The 16,426-nt window shown below is 62.0% G+C and carries 16 protein-coding genes; 11 read left to right on the top strand and 5 right to left on the bottom strand.

All coding sequences use genetic code 11. The annotated features are described in order from the left end of the window. The first annotated feature begins 67 nt into the window (after positions 1–67). Positions 68–1,456 (top strand): MFS transporter, encoded by a 1,389-nt coding sequence (locus LB551_RS04880; protein WP_224658407.1) that lies wholly within the window; start codon positions 68–70, stop codon positions 1,454–1,456. A gap of 61 nt (positions 1,457–1,517) precedes the next feature. On the opposite strand, the gene rpsI is transcribed toward LB551_RS04880, so the two are convergent. The 3 genes from rpsI to LB551_RS04865 all read right to left on the bottom strand — a co-directional run bounded on the left by rpsI (position 1,518) and on the right by LB551_RS04865 (position 3,444). Further along, positions 1,518–2,000, bottom strand: coding sequence for a 30S ribosomal protein S9 (rpsI, locus tag LB551_RS04875; protein WP_140493960.1), 483 nt, complete (start codon positions 1,998–2,000; stop codon positions 1,518–1,520). Position 2,001: 1 nt separating this feature from the next. Continuing rightward, positions 2,002–2,466 (bottom strand): 50S ribosomal protein L13, encoded by a 465-nt coding sequence (rplM, locus tag LB551_RS04870; protein WP_010915638.1) that lies wholly within the window; start codon positions 2,464–2,466, stop codon positions 2,002–2,004. 528 nt (positions 2,467–2,994) lie between these two features. Next, positions 2,995–3,444, bottom strand: a complete 450-nt coding sequence (locus tag LB551_RS04865; protein ID WP_224658406.1) for a PaaI family thioesterase — start codon at positions 3,442–3,444, stop codon at positions 2,995–2,997. Positions 3,445–3,602: 158 nt separating this feature from the next. Here LB551_RS04865 and LB551_RS04860 point away from each other — a divergent pair, with 158 nt between their 5' ends. The 6 genes from LB551_RS04860 to LB551_RS04835 all read left to right on the top strand — a co-directional run bounded on the left by LB551_RS04860 (position 3,603) and on the right by LB551_RS04835 (position 8,029). Beyond that, the gene (locus LB551_RS04860; protein ID WP_224658405.1) at positions 3,603–4,421 is read left to right on the top strand and encodes an enoyl-CoA hydratase; all 819 of its coding nucleotides are present in this window, start codon (positions 3,603–3,605) and stop codon (positions 4,419–4,421) included. 11 nt (positions 4,422–4,432) lie between these two features. Then, complete coding sequence (locus LB551_RS04855; protein WP_224658404.1) at positions 4,433–4,855, top strand: VOC family protein; 423 nt, start codon at positions 4,433–4,435, stop codon at positions 4,853–4,855. After that, positions 4,855–5,637: an AAA family ATPase gene (locus tag LB551_RS04850; protein ID WP_224658403.1), complete on the top strand. Its 783-nt coding sequence runs from the start codon at positions 4,855–4,857 to the stop codon at positions 5,635–5,637. Before LB551_RS04855 ends, LB551_RS04850 begins: the two co-directional genes overlap by 1 nt. After that, positions 5,634–6,155: a CoA-binding protein gene (locus LB551_RS04845; RefSeq protein ID WP_224658402.1), complete on the top strand. Its 522-nt coding sequence runs from the start codon at positions 5,634–5,636 to the stop codon at positions 6,153–6,155. The genes LB551_RS04850 and LB551_RS04845 overlap by 4 nt, the downstream gene beginning before the upstream one ends. Before the next feature lie 157 nt (positions 6,156–6,312). Next, positions 6,313–7,593 carry an O-acetylhomoserine aminocarboxypropyltransferase gene (locus LB551_RS04840; protein WP_224658401.1) on the top strand — a complete coding sequence of 427 codons (1,281 nt, stop codon included), beginning with the start codon at positions 6,313–6,315 and terminating at the stop codon, positions 7,591–7,593. A gap of 88 nt (positions 7,594–7,681) precedes the next feature. Next, complete coding sequence (locus LB551_RS04835) at positions 7,682–8,029, top strand: cupin domain-containing protein (protein WP_263495713.1); 348 nt, start codon at positions 7,682–7,684, stop codon at positions 8,027–8,029. Positions 8,030–8,071: 42 nt separating this feature from the next. On the opposite strand, the gene LB551_RS04830 is transcribed toward LB551_RS04835, so the two are convergent. Continuing rightward, on the bottom strand, positions 8,072–9,322 hold the full coding sequence (locus tag LB551_RS04830; RefSeq protein ID WP_224658400.1) for a cytochrome P450: 1,251 nt from the start codon (positions 9,320–9,322) through the stop codon (positions 8,072–8,074). Positions 9,323–9,426: 104 nt separating this feature from the next. On the opposite strand from LB551_RS04830, the gene LB551_RS04825 reads away from it, so the two are divergent. Continuing rightward, on the top strand, positions 9,427–10,530 hold the full coding sequence (locus LB551_RS04825; protein ID WP_224658399.1) for an NAD(P)/FAD-dependent oxidoreductase: 1,104 nt from the start codon (positions 9,427–9,429) through the stop codon (positions 10,528–10,530). A gap of 2 nt (positions 10,531–10,532) precedes the next feature. Here LB551_RS04825 and LB551_RS04820 read toward each other — a convergent pair whose 3' ends face one another. Then, positions 10,533–11,123, bottom strand: coding sequence for a hypothetical protein (locus LB551_RS04820; RefSeq protein ID WP_224658398.1), 591 nt, complete (start codon positions 11,121–11,123; stop codon positions 10,533–10,535). Between the two features lie 338 nt (positions 11,124–11,461). Here LB551_RS04820 and LB551_RS04815 point away from each other — a divergent pair, with 338 nt between their 5' ends. The 3 genes from LB551_RS04815 (at position 11,462) to lon (ending at position 16,346) form a co-directional block, all read left to right on the top strand. After that, entirely contained in the window at positions 11,462–12,091 is a 630-nt protein-coding gene (locus LB551_RS04815) for an ATP-dependent Clp protease proteolytic subunit (protein ID WP_140549039.1), read from the top strand. 295 nt (positions 12,092–12,386) lie between these two features. Then, positions 12,387–13,661: an ATP-dependent Clp protease ATP-binding subunit ClpX gene (gene clpX, locus LB551_RS04810; protein WP_140493939.1), complete on the top strand. Its 1,275-nt coding sequence runs from the start codon at positions 12,387–12,389 to the stop codon at positions 13,659–13,661. Positions 13,662–13,934: 273 nt separating this feature from the next. Then, positions 13,935–16,346: an endopeptidase La gene (lon, locus tag LB551_RS04805; RefSeq protein ID WP_140549038.1), complete on the top strand. Its 2,412-nt coding sequence runs from the start codon at positions 13,935–13,937 to the stop codon at positions 16,344–16,346. Positions 16,347–16,426 lie beyond the last annotated feature (80 nt).

The raw sequence follows: 16,426 nt of genomic DNA, 5'->3' as shown, positions 1-16,426 counted from the left end.
AGTTCCAGCCTGATTGTCGCAGGCCGGCGCCTGCTGACGCAACGGTGTCAGCGGAAACCCGTTATCCATGGGCATGCCCGATACCATCGTTCTCAAGCGCCCTGCCGCCTATGCCGCCACCGTTGCTGCGACCAGCCTCGGCTTCGTGGTCGTGCAACTCGATGTCTCCATCGTCAACGTCGCGCTGAACAGGATCGGTACTGGGCTGTCGATGGGGATCGGCGGCCTGCAATGGGTCGTCGACGCCTACACGCTTGCCTTCGCCTCGCTGCTGCTCGCCGGCGGCGCGCTCGGCGACAGGGTCGGCGCCCGCCGCGTTTTCGTTGGCGGCATGGCGCTGTTCAGCATCGCTTCGCTGGTTTGCGGCCTGGCTCCGAGTGCCTGGTTGCTGATTGCGGCGCGCGCTGCACAAGGCGCGGGTGCCGCTTTGCTGATGCCGTGTTCGCTGGCACTCCTCAATCGCGCCTACGCGTCCGACAAGGCGCGCCGGGCACGCGCCGTGGGGCTGTGGACGGCGGCGGGCGGCATCGCGCTGTCGGCAGGGCCGGTGCTCGGCGGCTTCATGGTCGCGTCGCTTGGCTGGGCCAGCATCTTTCTGGTCAACCTGCCCATTGGCGCTCTCGCCATCTGGATGGCTTATCGGTTTCTGCAGGAGACGCCGCTCAAGGCCGAGCGGCCGCCGATCGACTGGATGGGGCAAGGACTTGTCGTGCTGGCGCTGTTTTCGCTGACCGGAGCCTTTATCGAAACCGGTTCGTGGGGCTGGATCTCAATGCCGGTCATTGGCGGACTGGTGTTGGCTGTGGTGGCCGCAAGCCTGTTCCTGCTGGTCGAGAGCCGTACGAGGGCGCCGATGTTTCCGCTCGGTCTTTTTGCCAGCCGCGTGCCGGCTGTGACGAGCCTCGTCGGACTGGCGGTCAACCTGACGCTCTATGGGACGATCTTCATGCTCAGCCTGTATTTCCAGCAGGAAAGGCATTTTTCTCCCGAAATGACGGGGCTCGCCTTTCTGCCGTTCATGGCGGCCGTCACCGTGTCGAACATTGCCGCCGGGCGCCTTGCCGCGAACCATGGCCCACGATTGCCCATGGCGATTGGCCTGTTCGTCGCAGCAGCCGGTTTCGGACTGATGGCGCTGATCCAGGCCGATACGTCCTACCTGTCGCTGCTGTGGCGCCTGCTGTTCCTGCCGGTCGGCATCGGCCTTGCCGTACCGGCCATGACCACCGCGCTCTTGTCTTCCGTTCCGGCGGAGATGTCGGGAACGGCATCGGGCGTGCTCAACACCGTGCGCCAGTCGGGTGGCGCGATCGGGGTGGCGCTGTTCGGGTCTGCCTTGGCACTGGGCACGATCGAGGGCATGCAACTGGCATTCCTGGCCTCGGCGTTCGCGGTGGCCGGCTCGGCACTTTGCGCGTTCCTGTTCATCCGCGACTCCGACCATTCCGCTCGATAGTGATGCGCAACGCAAAAAGGCCGCCCGGAGGCGGCCTTTCGATTGTGAAGCTGCGGTGCGCTTAGCGCTTCGAGAACTGGAACGAACGACGGGCCTTCGCCTTGCCGTATTTCTTGCGTTCGACGACGCGGCTGTCGCGGGTCAGGAAGCCGCCCTTTTTGAGCACGGCACGCAGCGCCGGCTCGTAATAGGTCAGCGCCTTTGAGATGCCGTGACGCACAGCGCCGGCCTGGCCCGAAAGGCCGCCGCCGATGACCGTGGCGACGATGTCGTACTGGCCCGAGCGGTTGGCGGCGATGATCGGCTGGTTGAGGATCATCTGCAGGACCGGACGCGCGAAATAGGTCGCGAATTCCTTGTCGTTGACGACGATCTTGCCCGAACCCGGCTTCACCCAAACGCGCGCGATGGCGTTCTTGCGCTTGCCGGTGGCATAGGCGCGGCCCGACTTGTCGAGCTTCTGGACATGGACGGGTGCCGCGGCCTGCGTATTGGTGTTGCCGGTGGCGGCGCCCAGTTCTGCGAGCGAGGAAAGCTCAGCCATCTTATGCGACCTTCTTGTTCTTGGAATTCAGCTTGGCCACGTCGAGGACTTCTGGCTGCTGGGCGACGTGCGGATGCTCGGCACCTGCATAAACGCGCAGGTTCTTCATCTGGCGACGGCCGAGCGGGCCACGCGGAACCATGCGCTCAACGGCCTTCTCGACGACACGCTCGGGGAACCGGCCTTCAAGCAGTTGGCGCGCGGTGCGCTCCTTGATGCCGCCGGGGTGGCCGGTGTGCCAATAATAGACCTTGTCGGTGAACTTCTTGCCGGTGAACACCACCTTGTCGGCATTGATGACGATGACATTGTCGCCGTCGTCGACATGCGGGGTGAAGGTCGGCTTGTGCTTGCCGCGAAGATGATTGGCGATAACGGTGGCGAGACGGCCGACGACGAGACCTTCGGCGTCGATCAGGATCCACTTTTTCACCACATCCGCAGGCTTCTGCGAAAAGGTTGTCATGTTTTCTGCTTTCGGTTCGGACCTTCCCCAATCCACAAACGATAAGGAAGGCGTTTCTTGTTGCTTGGATTGGCGAAAAGCGTTTGCCCGCCGCCAATAACAAAACGGCGGCCTTTCCGGGCCGCTGCTTCGTGAGGGCTTATAGGGGAGGGCGAGGATCACGTCAAGGCGAGTGAGAAAGCGGATGTCAAAGAAAGTATAGCGAAAACAAACGCTTGGCTTAAAGGTATTATTTTACCACATCTTGTGGGACTGCGTACCTGGTTTGGTGAGTGCTTGCCTCGATTCCCTTGCGGGCCGCGCTCGAAAGTGACGTTAGCCCTGACGACTGCGCTGTCATTGTCGATGAACGGCACCGAGACGAGATAGCCCCATTCGGCAAGCGACTCGCATATATCAGGGAGGGCGACAATCATTTCGTGGCCAGGGATATGGGGGAAGCGGATACCGAAAGCGGTGTTAGTCTCTTTTTCGACTAGCGCGAATGGTTCTCCATCTTAGCCTCCGGCATGCCTATTGGTTCAATCGCTAAGATCGTTGCGGCGGGATCGAATAGGTGCCGGTCGCATGTGCAACCGTTTGTCCCTCCGGGCCGGCGACGATGTCGATATCGAACACCATCAGGCTTCTTCCAAGCTTGAGGATCCGGCAATGGCCCTCGACCGGCCCGGCTTGCGCCTTGCGCACGAAGTTGATGTTGAGATTGGTGGTGACCGAGAGCGCGTCCGGGCCGGCATGAGAGAGCACGCAGGCATAGCCGCCTATGTCGGCAAGCGTGAACAGCGACGGGCCCGACACCGTGTCGCCGGGGCGCAGGTGCCGCCCGGAGGCGTTGAGCCGAACCGTGCAGCCGCCGGGGAACACGTCGAGCACCTCATAGAAGCGGAACTGCTCGTTGAGCTGCGGATAGACGCTATTCATCAACGTGTTGGTTTCGGCCGCGGTCAGCACGGGCGTCAGATTGCTTTGGGCGGGCATGGGCGGTTTCCTATATGAAATATGAGAGCTTCGGGCGAGAGATGCCTGGGCCAAATGTTGCCATGGAGAAAACACGCCGCGCGGCTGTTCTTCAATCGGCAGCATGCTAGTTCTTTTGCTCCATGGCCCGCCAAGCGGGGCAGACAAAGAGGTTTCATATGGCTGAAATCGTCGCCATCAAGCCGGCCGCCGAAGGCCCCGTCCTTGCCAGCCTCGACAAGGGCGTGCTGCGCCTGACGCTTGCCAATCCCCCCGCTAACGCGCTTTCCCTGGCGGCGATGGCGGCGCTGACCGAGGAACTGGACCGTGCCAGGGCCGACAAGGCCGTTCGCGTCATAGTGCTTTCGGCGGCCGGCAAGGTATTCTGCGCCGGCCACGATCTCAAGGAGATGACAGCGCGCCGCGCCGACGCCGATCGCGGCAAGGCCTTCTTCGAAGAGACGTTTGCCGCCTGCGCCACGCTGATGCAGGCGATCGTGCGCCACCCCAAGCCGGTGATCGCCGAAGTCGATGGCTTGGCCACCGCCGCCGGCCTGCAGCTTGTCGCCAGTTGCGACCTCGCCATCGCCTCGCATGAGGCGACCTTCTGCACGCCGGGCGTCAACATCGGCCTGTTCTGCTCGACGCCGATGGTGGCGCTGTCTCGCAACGTCTCGCGCAAGCACGCCATGGAAATGCTCCTGACTGGCGAAACCATCGATGCCGCGACCGCCAAGGAGTTCGGCTTGGTCAACCGCGTCGTGCCGCGCGAGTACCTGAATCAGATTGTCAACAAATACGCGCAAACCATTGCTTCAAAATCATCTTCGGTGGTGAAGACCGGCAAGGAAGCGTTTTACGCGCAGGCCGAGATGGGGCTGGCGGATGCCTATGCCTATACCGGGCGGGTCATGGTCGAGAACATGCTGGCGCGTGACGCCCAGGAGGGCATCGGCGCCTTCATCGGCAAACGCAAGCCGGAATGGACCGACGAATAAGGACGAAAATCATGGAGCCGCGCATCTCCATCATCACCATCGCCACCGACGATCTCGATCGTGCGGTGCGCTTCTACGAGACGATGGGCCTGAAGCGCCATGCCGGCATCACCGATGGCGTCGCCTTCTTCCAGATGGGTGGTGTTATCCTCGGCCCGTTCCCGCGCGCCAGCGCCGAGGAGGATTCCGGCATCACCTTCGCCAAGGGGCCTTCCGCCGTCTATCTCGCCTACAACACCCGCTCCGATGCCGAAGTCGACGCGGTGCTTGCGATGGCTGAAAAGGCCGGCGGCCGCATCGTCAAGCCGGCAGGCCGTGCCTTCTGGGGCGGCTGGTACGGCTATTTCGCCGATGCCGACGGACATGTCTGGGAAGTGGCGCACAACCCGGCCTTTCCGATCGCGGAAGACGGCACCATCTCGCTGCCCGATTGATGGCTTACCGCAGGCAGTTGACGCGGCTCAAGGCGCCCTATCTCAAGCGCATTCTGCTCGATTCCGAGCGGGTGACCGATTGGGAAAAATACCCGTGGAACCTGCCGCTGTTTCGCGGTCATGCCTTCGAACTCGAATTCACCACACCGATTACCATCATCGTCGGTGAGAACGGCACCGGCAAATCGACATTGCTCGAGGCGATCGGCGCGCTCGCCGGTTACGACGAAGCCGGAGGCGGCAAGGGCTACCGGCCCGTCGACCATTCCGGCGCCATCGACAAGAGTGGTGCCGCGCTGGCAGACACCTTCCGTGGCCATTGGTTGCCAAAAGTCACCGCCGGCTGGTTCTTTCGCGCCGAAACCTTCTACTCGGTGGCTCGCTATCTCGACCAGGTGGCCCTGGAAGATCCGTTCAAGCCATCTCCGCCCGACTTTCTGTCCTGGTCGCATGGCGAAGGGTTCATCCGCTTCTTCGAGGAACGTTGCCGCAGGCAAGGCATCTACATCCTCGACGAGCCCGAAAGTGCGCTGTCTCCATCGCGCCAGATCGAACTTCTCAAGATGCTGCGGCGCATGGACCGGTCGGGCACTGCGCAAGTGATCATGGCGACGCATTCGCCGCTGCTGATGGCCTGTCCCGGCGCGCGGCTGTTCCGCATCGGCCGGTTCGGGTTAGATTCGACCGATTTTCGGGATACGGACCACTTCCGCATGATGCGCGATTTCAGCAGTGATCCTGATGGCTTTCTCGCCGAGGCGTTGTATGAGGACGAGCCATGAATCACGATAGCTATGACAACGCCTACATCGCCGGCATCCTCAATTCGGTGAAGACCATCGCCATGGTCGGCGCGTCTGCCAACGACGTGCGTCCAAGCTATTTCGTGTTGAAATACCTGCTGGCCAAGGGGTTTGAGGTGTTTCCTATCAATCCGGGCCATGCCGGCAAGCAGATACTCGGCCGCACGGTCTACGGCAGCCTTGCCGAGATTGCGCAGCCCGTCGACATGGTCGACATCTTCCGCGCCTCGGCGGCGGTGCCCGGCGTTGTCGACCAGGTGCTGAAGCTCGATCCTCTGCCGAAAGTGATCTGGATGCAGCTCGGCGTGCGCCACGACGAGGCCGCCGCGCGCGCCGAAGCTGCCGGCATCAAGGTGGTGATGAACCGCTGCCCCAAGATCGAATATGGCAAGTTGTCCGGCGAGATCGGCTGGACCGGGGTCAATTCCGGTGTGCTGTCGTCGAAGAAGCCGCTGATGCGGTCGGGGTTCCAGAGTTTCGGCGTGCGGCAAAAATAGACAAGTGGAAGGCGCAAAATTATTCCGGCAGGAGCCGCATTTTCCTGCTGCGTGGTCGAAGATGAAACGCCGAAGGGTATTTTCTTCTTTGCATTCGTGGTCGAGCTTGGCCAAGAATGGCCGGCGAATTTCAGAAGTTTTTTCGAGGGAGGTTTCAGTGACCCGCACGCCCGGTTTCAACACGCTCGCCGTCCATGCCGGCGCCAAGCCCGATCCGGCCACCGGCGCGCGCGCCACGCCGATCTACCAGACGACCTCCTTTGTCTTCGACGATGCCGACCATGCTGCCTCACTGTTCGGGCTGAAGGCCTTCGGCAACATCTACACCCGCATCATGAACCCGACGCAGGCGGTGCTCGAAGAGCGCATAGCGGCGCTCGAGGGTGGCACGGCCGCCCTAGCGGTCGCATCCGGCCACGCCGCCCAGGTAATCGTGTTCCACAATTTGTTGCAGCCGGGCGACAATTTCGTCGCCGCCAACAAGCTCTATGGCGGTTCGATCAACCAGTTCGGCCATGCCTTCAAGAACTTCGGCTGGGAGGTGCGCTGGGCCGAAGCGGACGATCCGTCAACCTTCGAGAGCCAGATCGATGACAAGACCAAGGCGATCTTCATCGAGAGTCTGGCCAATCCCGGCGGCACCTTCGTCGATATCGAGAAGATCGGCGACATCGCGCGCAAGCATGGCCTGCCGCTGATCGTCGACAACACCCTGGCCTCACCCTACCTGATCCGACCGATCGAGCACGGCGCAGACATTGTCGTCCATTCGCTGACCAAGTTCATTGGCGGTCACGGCAACTCGATCGGCGGCGCCATCGTCGATGGCGGCACGTTCGACTGGTCGAAATCAGGGAAGTACCCGATGCTGTCAGAACCGCGCCCCGAATATGGCGGCCTGGTGCTGCACGAAACCTTCGGCAATTTCGCCTTCGCCATCGCCGCGCGCGTGCTTGGCCTGCGCGATCTCGGCCCGGCGATCTCGCCGTTCAACGCCTTCCTCATTCTGACAGGCCTCGAAACCTTGCCGCTGCGCATGCAACGCCACTGCGACAATGCGATCACCGTCGCGGGTTGGCTGTCCAACCATCCCAAGGTGGCCTGGGTCAACTATCCCGGCCTTCCCAGCGACAAGAACAACGCCCTGCAAAAGAAATACTCGCCGCAAGGCGCCGGCGCGGTCTTCACCTTCGGCCTCAAGGGCGGTTACGAGGCCGGCGTCAAATTCGTCGAAGCGCTGGAACTGTTCTCGCACTTGGCCAATGTCGGCGACACCAAGTCCTTGGTCATCCATCCGGCGTCGACCACGCACCGACAACTGTCCGACGAGCAGAAGGTCAAGGCGGGTGCGGGACCGGACACGGTGCGGCTGTCCATCGGCATCGAGGACGTCACCGACATCGTCGCCGACCTCGAACAGGCACTCGCCAAAGTTTGATCTATTCTCTCCCTCGTTGGAGGATCGGCGCAAAGCGCCGGGGGTAGGGTGAGCCGGCCCGAGGCCGGTTCTTTCATGGAGGCAAATCCTGTCCGCGCATTACCTGACGATATCTACGGACTCTGTCGACGCCGAAGAAGGCGCGCCGGCGCCCGATCGCCTGATCTCGGGCGATCCGAAATTCCGCACCTGGAATGTCGAGGAGCGCGAAGGCGGCCTTTATGCCGGTATCTGGGAATCGACTCCGGGCAAGTGGCGCATCGCCTACGACGAATGGGAATTCTGTCACATCCTCTCCGGCGTTTCGGTGATCGAAGAGGAGGGTGGCGAAGCGCGCACCGTCAGGGCCGGCGACAGCTTCGTGCTGCGGCCTGGCTTCAAGGGGAGCTGGGAAGTGCTTGAAATCACCCGCAAGCAGTATGTGATCAGGCTGTGATCACTTTGCTGCGCGCAGTTAACAGCCCAGGCCTGCGCTTCTTCAGAAGCCGACGGTGAGCGCTTCCAGCCCGTGGAAATGATACGTGTCGCGGAAGCTTGGGCTTTCGGCAAGACGGAGCTTTGGGTGCCGCTCGAACAAGGTTCTCAGCGACACCTGCAATTCGAGCCTGGCCAGAGGCGCGCCGATGCAGAAATGGATGCCGGCGCCGAACGACACGTTCTTCTGGTCGGCACGATCCGGCCGGAAGGCCCGCGGCTCGGCAAAGGCATGAGGGTCATGGTTGGCCATGCCAAGCAGCAGACCGATCGTCTGGCCGGGCTGCACGACGATCCCGGGAGCGATTTCGATCTCCTGGTAGGCGTAACGCGTGAACATGTGCAGCGGCGCATCGAAGCGCAGGCATTCCTCGACAGCGGCCGCGGTTGCCTCGGGTGAGGTGATGAAACGCCGCGGGTCGCCGCCTTGCGCAAGGATCGTGCGCACCGCATTGCCGGTCTGGTGCACGGTCGCTTCGTGGCCGGCATTGAGCAGCAGGATCGCCGAGGACACCATTTCGTCTTCCGACAGTTTTTGGCCGTCCTCCTGCGCCGAGATAAGCAGCGACAGCAGGTCGTCGCCGGGATTTTTGCGCCGCTCGGCGATGGTGCCGCGCAGGAAATCGGCGAAATCCTGCGCGGCGCGATTGGCCGTCTCCTCGGTCTCGCGGGTACGGCCATGCACGTACATGGCGACCATCTGATGTGACCAGTCGAGCAGTTGCGATCCCATTTCGACCGGCACGCCGAGCATCTCGGCGATGATGGTGATGGGCAGGGGAGAAGCGAAGGCGGGCAGCAGGTCGACTTGCTCGCTCGGCTCGAAACGATCGATCAGTTCGTTGGCGAGCGCCTCTACACGCGGCCGCAGCCGTTCGACCTGGCGCGAGACGAAGGCGCGGTTGACCAGTGTTCGAAGCCGCGTGTGCACCGGCGGCTCCAGTTCGAGCATGGAATTGGCTTCGATGCCGTCGAATGCCTTGAGATGTGTCCTATCCCGGCCGACCCCTCGACTGTCGGGAATGCCCGCCGGATTCTGACGGCCGAAGCGGCGGTCGCGCAACAGCTTGTTGACATCGTCGAAGCCGCCAAAGCACCAGAACCCGAATTCTTCCCAGAAAAAGGCGTTCGACGCATCGTGCAGGAACGCGTAGGCCTCGTAAGGATCCTGGAAGAAAGCCCGCTCGTGCGGGTCAAGCCTCAGGCGACGGGTCGCTGGATCAAAGGCGAGGTAGGATGGCGTCAATTTGGTCATGCCAGACCAATAGCGCGGCTTGCCAGCCTGGTTCCAGACCGTATGTTGGCGCCCGCAATCCAATGCGTTGAGCCAGCCGCAACGGCTGCGGAAAGTCTGATTTGATGAATGTGATCGTTGTCGGCGCGGGCATCGCCGGTCTCTCCACCGCATGGTCGCTGGTCAAGGCCGGCCATAGCGTTTCCATCGTCGAGCAGGGGCCGATCCCCAATCCATTGGCGGCATCCGGCGACCATCACCGCATCATTCGCCGTGCCTACCGGGCCGGGACCGGCTACGGCCGGCTGATCAGCGAGGCCTATGAAGCCTGGGACGAGATGTGGGCCGACCTCGGCGAGAACCATCTCGATTCCAGGGGCTTTCTCTGCGTGTCGCGCGAACCGGGCGACGAAGCCGAGGAATACCGGGAAGGGCTGAAGGAGGGAAACTATCCGTTCGATCTGCTGGAACCCGATGCCGCGGTCGAACGCTGGCCTTTCCTGGAGCCGGGCTCGTTCCGCTACGCCTATTTTTCGCCGGAAGGCGGCGCGCTGCATTGCCGCAAGATCGCGTCCGGCCTGGCCAAGTGGCTGCGCGCCAACGGCGCCAACGTCTACGAGAACAGCAAGGTGACTGAGGTCGAGCCCGAGGCAGGGCATATCGTGCTCGCGTCCGGCGAGACGATGCAGGCCGACCGCATCGTCGTCGCTGCGGGCGCCTGGGTGTTGAAACTGTTCCCCGAACTCGGCGGCCAACTGAAGACGTACCGAACCGCGCTCGCCTATGTCGAACCGCCGGCGGACCTCAAGGCCGTCTGGGAAGTTGCGCCCGTGGTCCTTGATGTCGGCGGCAAGACCGACGGCTACATGATCCCGCTGACCCGAGGTGCCGGCATGAAATTCGGTTCAGGCCTGCACAGGGTGCCGACCAGCGACGCCGACTGGAACCGGCAGCCGGTGCCGGGCGAGGGCGAGGCGATCCGCAACCTGTTTTCGCCGCCGATCGCCCGCATCGAGGAGTATGAGGTGACCGAAGTGGTCACCTGCGCCTACACATTCACGGACGATGAGAAATTCCTGGCGCATGAGACGGGCAAGTGCATGATCGTCTCGGCCTGCTCGGGCCATGGCTATAAATTCGGGGCGGCGGTCGGCAGGCGCGTGGCGGCGGCTGTCGACGATGGCGATATTGCCGGCCTGAAACGTTGGCTGCGAGCCGAAATCGCCTGAATTCAGTCCTGGCAATGCCTTGGAATATGCACGCGCCGCCAGCCGGATGAGCCTTCGCGCACCAGCACGCGCCGCGGGACGGTCTGGTAGGCGGCGGGAATGTCGATGACGCGCCTTTGTTCCGGTCGCACCAGCACCTCCTCGGCGATCCTGTCATATTGCGCCGGAATGACGACGCGCCGTGTGCGCTTCGGCCGGACCACCACCGTTTCGGCGACGCGTTCATAGCGCGCCTTGTGCCGGACCTTGCACAGCACCTTGCGGCCGTGGATGACGCGCCATTCCCAGGAATAGCCGCCATCGTCGACCTTGACTGTGTGATAGACGGTGCGGGTGATTGCGGGCACCACCTCATAGGTCACCTGTGCCGGAACGGTCATCACCACGCGCTCACGCGTGCCGTAGATCGGCGCTTCATAATCGACCTGCTGGCTCGGCGGGCTGACCATCACGTCCTCGTACACCGTGTCATAGACATCAGGCGTGCGGACCGGCTCATAGCATTCGACGGCGCGCCCGCCCGCGGCCGTCTGCGAAATCGAGCCGAGCATGGTCAGCCCGGCCATGGCGAAGCATGCGGTTTTCCTGGACATGACATTCCCCCTGTTGAACCGCGGACACAAGTTCAACGTTGAATTGTAGGGCAAGCGGTCCGCCAGAAAAGCGGTTTCGGCGCATTTCGTTAAGCGAAGCGGTTAAGAAACTGCTACCTGTCGTCTGCGGCAGGTGCCGTCGCGGGCCTGCGGAAGCATCCGCGGCTGCGAATCTTGGCTGGAAAGCTTGATTCGACTTACCCAGATGGCTAGGACGGGTCGGCCTTGCACAAGGATGAGCCGGCATCCTATTTACGCAATAACGATCCAGAACCGATTCTGCCCGAGTTGCCAGCATGTCCGGCGCCGGAATCCCACCGCGAGACAAGAGATAACGAATGAAGAACCCCGTCGAAACCTACATGAACCTCGTTCCGATGGTGGTCGAACAGACCAATCGCGGCGAGCGGGCCTACGACATTTTCTCGCGCCTCCTCAAGGAGCGCATCATTTTCATCACAGGTCCGGTCGAGGACGGCATGGCGACGCTGGTCTGCGCGCAGCTCCTGTTCCTCGAAGCCGAGAACCCGAAGAAGGAAATCAACCTCTACATCAATTCGCCCGGTGGCGTCGTCACCTCGGGCATGGCCATCTACGACACCATGCAATTCATCAAGCCGGCCGTGTCGACGCTGTGCATCGGTCAGGCGGCCTCCATGGGCTCGCTGCTCCTGACCGCCGGCCACAAGGACATGCGCTTCGCCACGCCGAACGCCCGCATCATGGTTCATCAGCCGTCCGGCGGCTTCCAGGGCCAGGCGTCCGACATCGAGCGTCATGCCCAGGATATCATCAAACTGAAGCGCCGCCTCAACGAGGTGTACGTCAAGCACACCGGCAAGAGCTACGACGAGATTGAAAAGACGCTCGACCGCGACCATTTCATGACCGCGGACGAGGCCAGGGACTTCGGCCTGATCGACAAGGTCATTTCGTCGCGCGAAGCGGCCGAAGGGGCGCTGGCATAACGGCATATTGGCAGTTGGATAGCGGCATTACGCGCTTTTGGCGCATCTTGCGGCATTTCGGCCACAATTGGCTGTTCCCTCGACGGTCGGGATTGCCTACGTTAAGGCTATGTTGATTTTCGACGGCTTAGCTTTGTGTGGGGTTGCTGCGAATCATTGCCACGTTTTCTGATTTGTGTTTCGTACGGAATACGTTGCGGGAGCCGGGATACTGGCGGCGGCGGATTCCCGCGATAAATAGAGTATGCGCCCTTTCAGCCAGACCATCGGCGGGCGGCCATGAAAGGACATGAAAATGAGCAAAGTCGGCAACAACAGCGGCGATTCCAAGAACACGCTTTATTGCTCGTTTTGCGGCAAAAGCCAGCATGAAGTGCGCAAGCTGATCGCCGGCCCGACGGTCTTCATCTGCGACGAATGCGTCGAGCTGTGCATGGACATCATCCGCGAGGAGAACAAGACCTCGATGGTGAAGTCGCGCGAGGGCGTGCCGACCCCGCAGGAGATCCTCAAGGTTCTCGACGACTACGTCATCGGCCAGCCCTACGCCAAGCGCGTGCTCTCGGTGGCCGTCCACAATCACTACAAGCGCCTCGCCCATGCCGGCAAGAACAACGATGTCGAACTGGCCAAGTCCAACATCCTGTTGATAGGCCCGACCGGTTGCGGCAAGACGCTGCTGGCGCAGACGCTCGCCCGCATCATCGATGTGCCCTTCACCATGGCCGATGCCACGACGCTGACCGAGGCCGGCTATGTCGGCGAGGACGTCGAGAACATCATTCTGAAGCTGTTGCAGTCGGCCGACTACAATGTCGAACGCGCCCAGCGCGGCATCGTCTACATCGACGAGATCGACAAGATCTCGCGCAAGTCCGACAACCCGTCCATCACCCGCGACGTGTCGGGCGAGGGCGTGCAGCAGGCGCTGTTGAAGATCATGGAAGGCACTGTCGCTTCCGTACCGCCGCAGGGCGGCAGAAAGCATCCGCAGCAGGAGTTCCTGCAGGTCGACACCGCCAACATCCTGTTCATCTGCGGCGGCGCTTTCGCCGGGCTGGACAAGATCATCTCGGATCGTGGCCGCAAGACCTCGATAGGCTTCGGCGCCACCGTGGCATCGCCCGAGGATCGGCGCACCGGCGATGTCTTCCGCCTAGTGGAGCCAGAGGATCTCTTGAAGTTCGGCCTTATTCCCGAGTTTGTCGGCCGTCTGCCGGTTCTGGCGACGCTGGAAGACCTCGACGAGCCGGCGCTGATCCAGATCCTGACCGAGCCGAAGAACGCACTGGTCAAGCAATACCAGCGGCTGTTCGAGATGGAGAATGTCGACCTGACCTTCCACGAGAACGCGTTGTCTGCAATCGCCAAGCGCGCCATCGAGCGCAAGACCGGCGCGCGCGGCCTGCGCTCCATCATGGAAGCGATCCTGCTCGACACCATGTTCGAACTGCCGGCGCTCGAAGGCGTGCGCGAAGTGGTGATTTCGGAAGAAGTGGTGACCGGCAGTGCCCGGCCGCTCTACATCTATTCCGAACAGAAGGAAAAGAAGGGCAATGTCAGCGCCTGACATGCCACTTGGCCCCATATTTTTGTGGAACGGCGCCCTCGGGGCGCCGTTTTGCCATGAGGGGCATGTGAGCTTCGCGAGGGAATGGAAAGCCGGCGATGTTAACTCTTGATCTTTGGCCCTCTGGCATCCACCTATCACGAGAAGGCCGAGGTGCCCGATTTCTGTGCTGTAAAACTCCCGTCACAAACGGTGGTAGGCGGAACGATCCCCGGTCGTTAATATAAGATTCGCGGTTGGCCTAATGGCGGCCGCGACATGAAAGGTTGGACAATGGCCAAAATAACCAAGGCTCCCAGCGACGGCGTCTTCGCAGTCCTCCCACTGCGCGACATCGTGGTGTTCCCGCACATGATCGTTCCGCTCTTTGTCGGGCGTGAAAAGTCGATCAAGGCCCTGGAAGAGGTGATGGGTCAGGAAAAGCAGATCCTGCTCGCCACCCAGATGAATGCCGCCGATGACGATCCGGAGCCCGACGCCATCTTCGATATCGGCACGCTCGCCAACGTGCTGCAATTGCTGAAGCTGCCCGACGGCACCGTCAAGGTGCTGGTCGAAGGCGCCTCGCGTGCGAAAATCACAGCGTTCACCGACCGTCCCGACTTCCATGAGGCCCGCGCTACCGCGCTGGTCGAGCCGGAAGAGGAAGAGGTCGAGGTCGAGGCGCTGGCTCGTTCGGTCGTCGCCGACTTCGAGAACTACGTCAAGCTCAACAAGAAGATCTCGCCCGAGGTGGTTGGCGCCGCCAGCCAGATCGACGACTATTCCAAGCTCGCCGACACGGTCGCTTCACACCTCGCCATCAAGATCCCCGAGAAGCAGGAGATGCTGGCCACGCTCTCGGTCAAGGAGCGGCTGGAAAAGGCCATGGGCTTCATGGAGGCCGAGATCTCCGTCCTGCAGGTGGAGAAGCGCATCCGCTCGCGCGTCAAGCGCCAGATGGAGAAGACGCAGCGCGAATACTACCTCAACGAGCAGATGAAGGCGATCCAGAAGGAGCTCGGCGAAGGCGAGGATGGCCGCGACGAGGCCGCCGAGATCGAGGCCCGCATCAAGAAGACCAAGCTCTCCAAGGAGGCCCGCGAAAAGGCGGAAGCCGAATTGAAGAAGCTGAGGACGATGTCGCCTATGTCGGCGGAATCCACTGTGGTGCGCAATTATCTCGACTGGATCCTGTCGATCCCGTGGGGCAAGAACTCCAAGGTCAAGCAGGACCTGGCGTTCGCGCAGAACGTGCTCGACACCGACCATTTCGGTCTCGACAAGGTCAAGGACCGCATCGTCGAGTATCTCGCCGTGCAAAGCCGCCAGAAGAAGCTCAAGGGGCCCATCCTGTGCCTCGTCGGCCCTCCCGGCGTCGGCAAGACGTCGCTCGGCAAGTCGATCGCCAAGGCAACCGGCCGCGAGTTCATCCGCATGGCGCTGGGCGGCGTGCGTGACGAGGCCGAGATCCGCGGTCACCGCCGCACCTATATCGGCTCGATGCCCGGCAAGGTCATCCAGTCGATGAAGAAGGCGAAGAAATCCAATCCGCTCTTCCTGCTCGACGAGATCGACAAGATGGGCCAGGATTTCCGCGGCGATCCGTCGTCGGCTTTGCTGGAGGTGCTCGACCCCGAGCAGAACTCGACGTTCATGGACCACTATCTCGAGGTCGAGTACGACTTGTCGAGTGTGATGTTCGTGACGACGGCGAACACGCTGAACATCCCTGCGCCCTTGATGGACCGCATGGAAATCATCCGTATCGCCGGCTACACCGAGGACGAGAAGATCGAGATCGCCAAGCGGCATTTGCTGCCCAAGGTGGTGCGCGATCACGCTCTGCAGCCGAAGGAGTTCTCCGTCAGTGAGGACGCGATCCGCGCCATCATCCAGACCTACACCCGTGAAGCGGGCGTCAGGAGCCTGGAGCGCGAGCTGATGAAGCTCGGGCGCAAGGCGGTGACCGAGATCCTGAAGACGAAGAAGAAGACTGTGAACATCACGGCGGACAATCTCGCCGACTATCTCGGTGTTCCGCGCTTCCGCTTCGGTCAGGTCGAGGCAGACGACCAGGTCGGCGTCATCACCGGACTTGCCTGGACGGAAGTCGGCGGCGAGCTGCTGACGGTCGAAGGCGTCATGATGCCCGGCAAGGGCCGCATGACGGTGACCGGCAATCTGCGCGACGTGATGAAGGAATCGATTTCGGCGGCGGCCTCCTATGTCCGCTCGCGCGCTCTCGATTTCGGCATCGAGCCGCCGCTGTTCGACAAGCGCGACATCCACGTCCACGTGCCGGAGGGTGCCACGCCCAAGGATGGGCCGTCGGCCGGTGTGGCGATGGCGACCGCGATCGTCTCCGTGCTGACCGGCATTCCGGTCAGGGCCGACGTCGCCATGACCGGCGAGATCACGCTGCGCGGCAGGGTGCTGCCGATCGGCGGTCTGAAGGAGAAGTTGCTTGCCGCACTGCGCGGCGGCATCAAGAAGGTGCTGATCCCGGAAGACAACGCCAAGGATCTGGCGGATATTCCTGACAACGTGAAGAACGGTATGGAGATCATCCCGGTCTCGCGGGTCGGCGAGGCGTTGCGCCACGCGTTGGTGCGTATGCCGGAGCCAATCGAATGGGTGGAACCGGTCAATTCTCCTGCCGCGACGGACACTGCGGATGACGCCGGAAAGTCGCTTGCGCATTAGTTCTTGCTAAAGTTGCAGCGCACAAACAGAAAGCCGGGCCTCGCGCCCGGCTTTTTCATGTGAAAAACCCCGGAATTCCG

The sequence above is a fragment of the Mesorhizobium sp. BR1-1-2 genome (assembly GCF_020165435.1).
In the GTDB taxonomy this organism is placed as follows: Bacteria; Pseudomonadota; Alphaproteobacteria; order Rhizobiales; family Rhizobiaceae; genus Mesorhizobium.
Note: the sequence above shows the minus strand (reverse complement) of the source record. Positions and strands in the feature narration are given on the sequence as shown.

Coding starts and splice junctions, on each gene's coding strand:
- LB551_RS04855 (WP_224658404.1), top strand. CDS start 4,433: ATGGAGCCGCGCATCTCCATCATCACCATCGCCACCGACGATCTCGAT.
- LB551_RS04830 (WP_224658400.1), bottom strand. CDS start 9,322: ATGACCAAATTGACGCCATCCTACCTCGCCTTTGATCCAGCGACCCGT.
- lon (WP_140549038.1), top strand. CDS start 13,935: ATGGCCAAAATAACCAAGGCTCCCAGCGACGGCGTCTTCGCAGTCCTC.
- LB551_RS04815 (WP_140549039.1), top strand. CDS start 11,462: ATGAAGAACCCCGTCGAAACCTACATGAACCTCGTTCCGATGGTGGTC.
- LB551_RS04865 (WP_224658406.1), bottom strand. CDS start 3,444: ATGCCCGCCCAAAGCAATCTGACGCCCGTGCTGACCGCGGCCGAAACC.
- LB551_RS04850 (WP_224658403.1), top strand. CDS start 4,855: ATGGCTTACCGCAGGCAGTTGACGCGGCTCAAGGCGCCCTATCTCAAG.
- clpX (WP_140493939.1), top strand. CDS start 12,387: ATGAGCAAAGTCGGCAACAACAGCGGCGATTCCAAGAACACGCTTTAT.
- rplM (WP_010915638.1), bottom strand. CDS start 2,466: ATGACAACCTTTTCGCAGAAGCCTGCGGATGTGGTGAAAAAGTGGATC.
- LB551_RS04820 (WP_224658398.1), bottom strand. CDS start 11,123: ATGTCCAGGAAAACCGCATGCTTCGCCATGGCCGGGCTGACCATGCTC.
- LB551_RS04825 (WP_224658399.1), top strand. CDS start 9,427: ATGAATGTGATCGTTGTCGGCGCGGGCATCGCCGGTCTCTCCACCGCA.
- rpsI (WP_140493960.1), bottom strand. CDS start 2,000: ATGGCTGAGCTTTCCTCGCTCGCAGAACTGGGCGCCGCCACCGGCAAC.
- LB551_RS04860 (WP_224658405.1), top strand. CDS start 3,603: ATGGCTGAAATCGTCGCCATCAAGCCGGCCGCCGAAGGCCCCGTCCTT.
- LB551_RS04845 (WP_224658402.1), top strand. CDS start 5,634: ATGAATCACGATAGCTATGACAACGCCTACATCGCCGGCATCCTCAAT.
- LB551_RS04880 (WP_224658407.1), top strand. CDS start 68: ATGGGCATGCCCGATACCATCGTTCTCAAGCGCCCTGCCGCCTATGCC.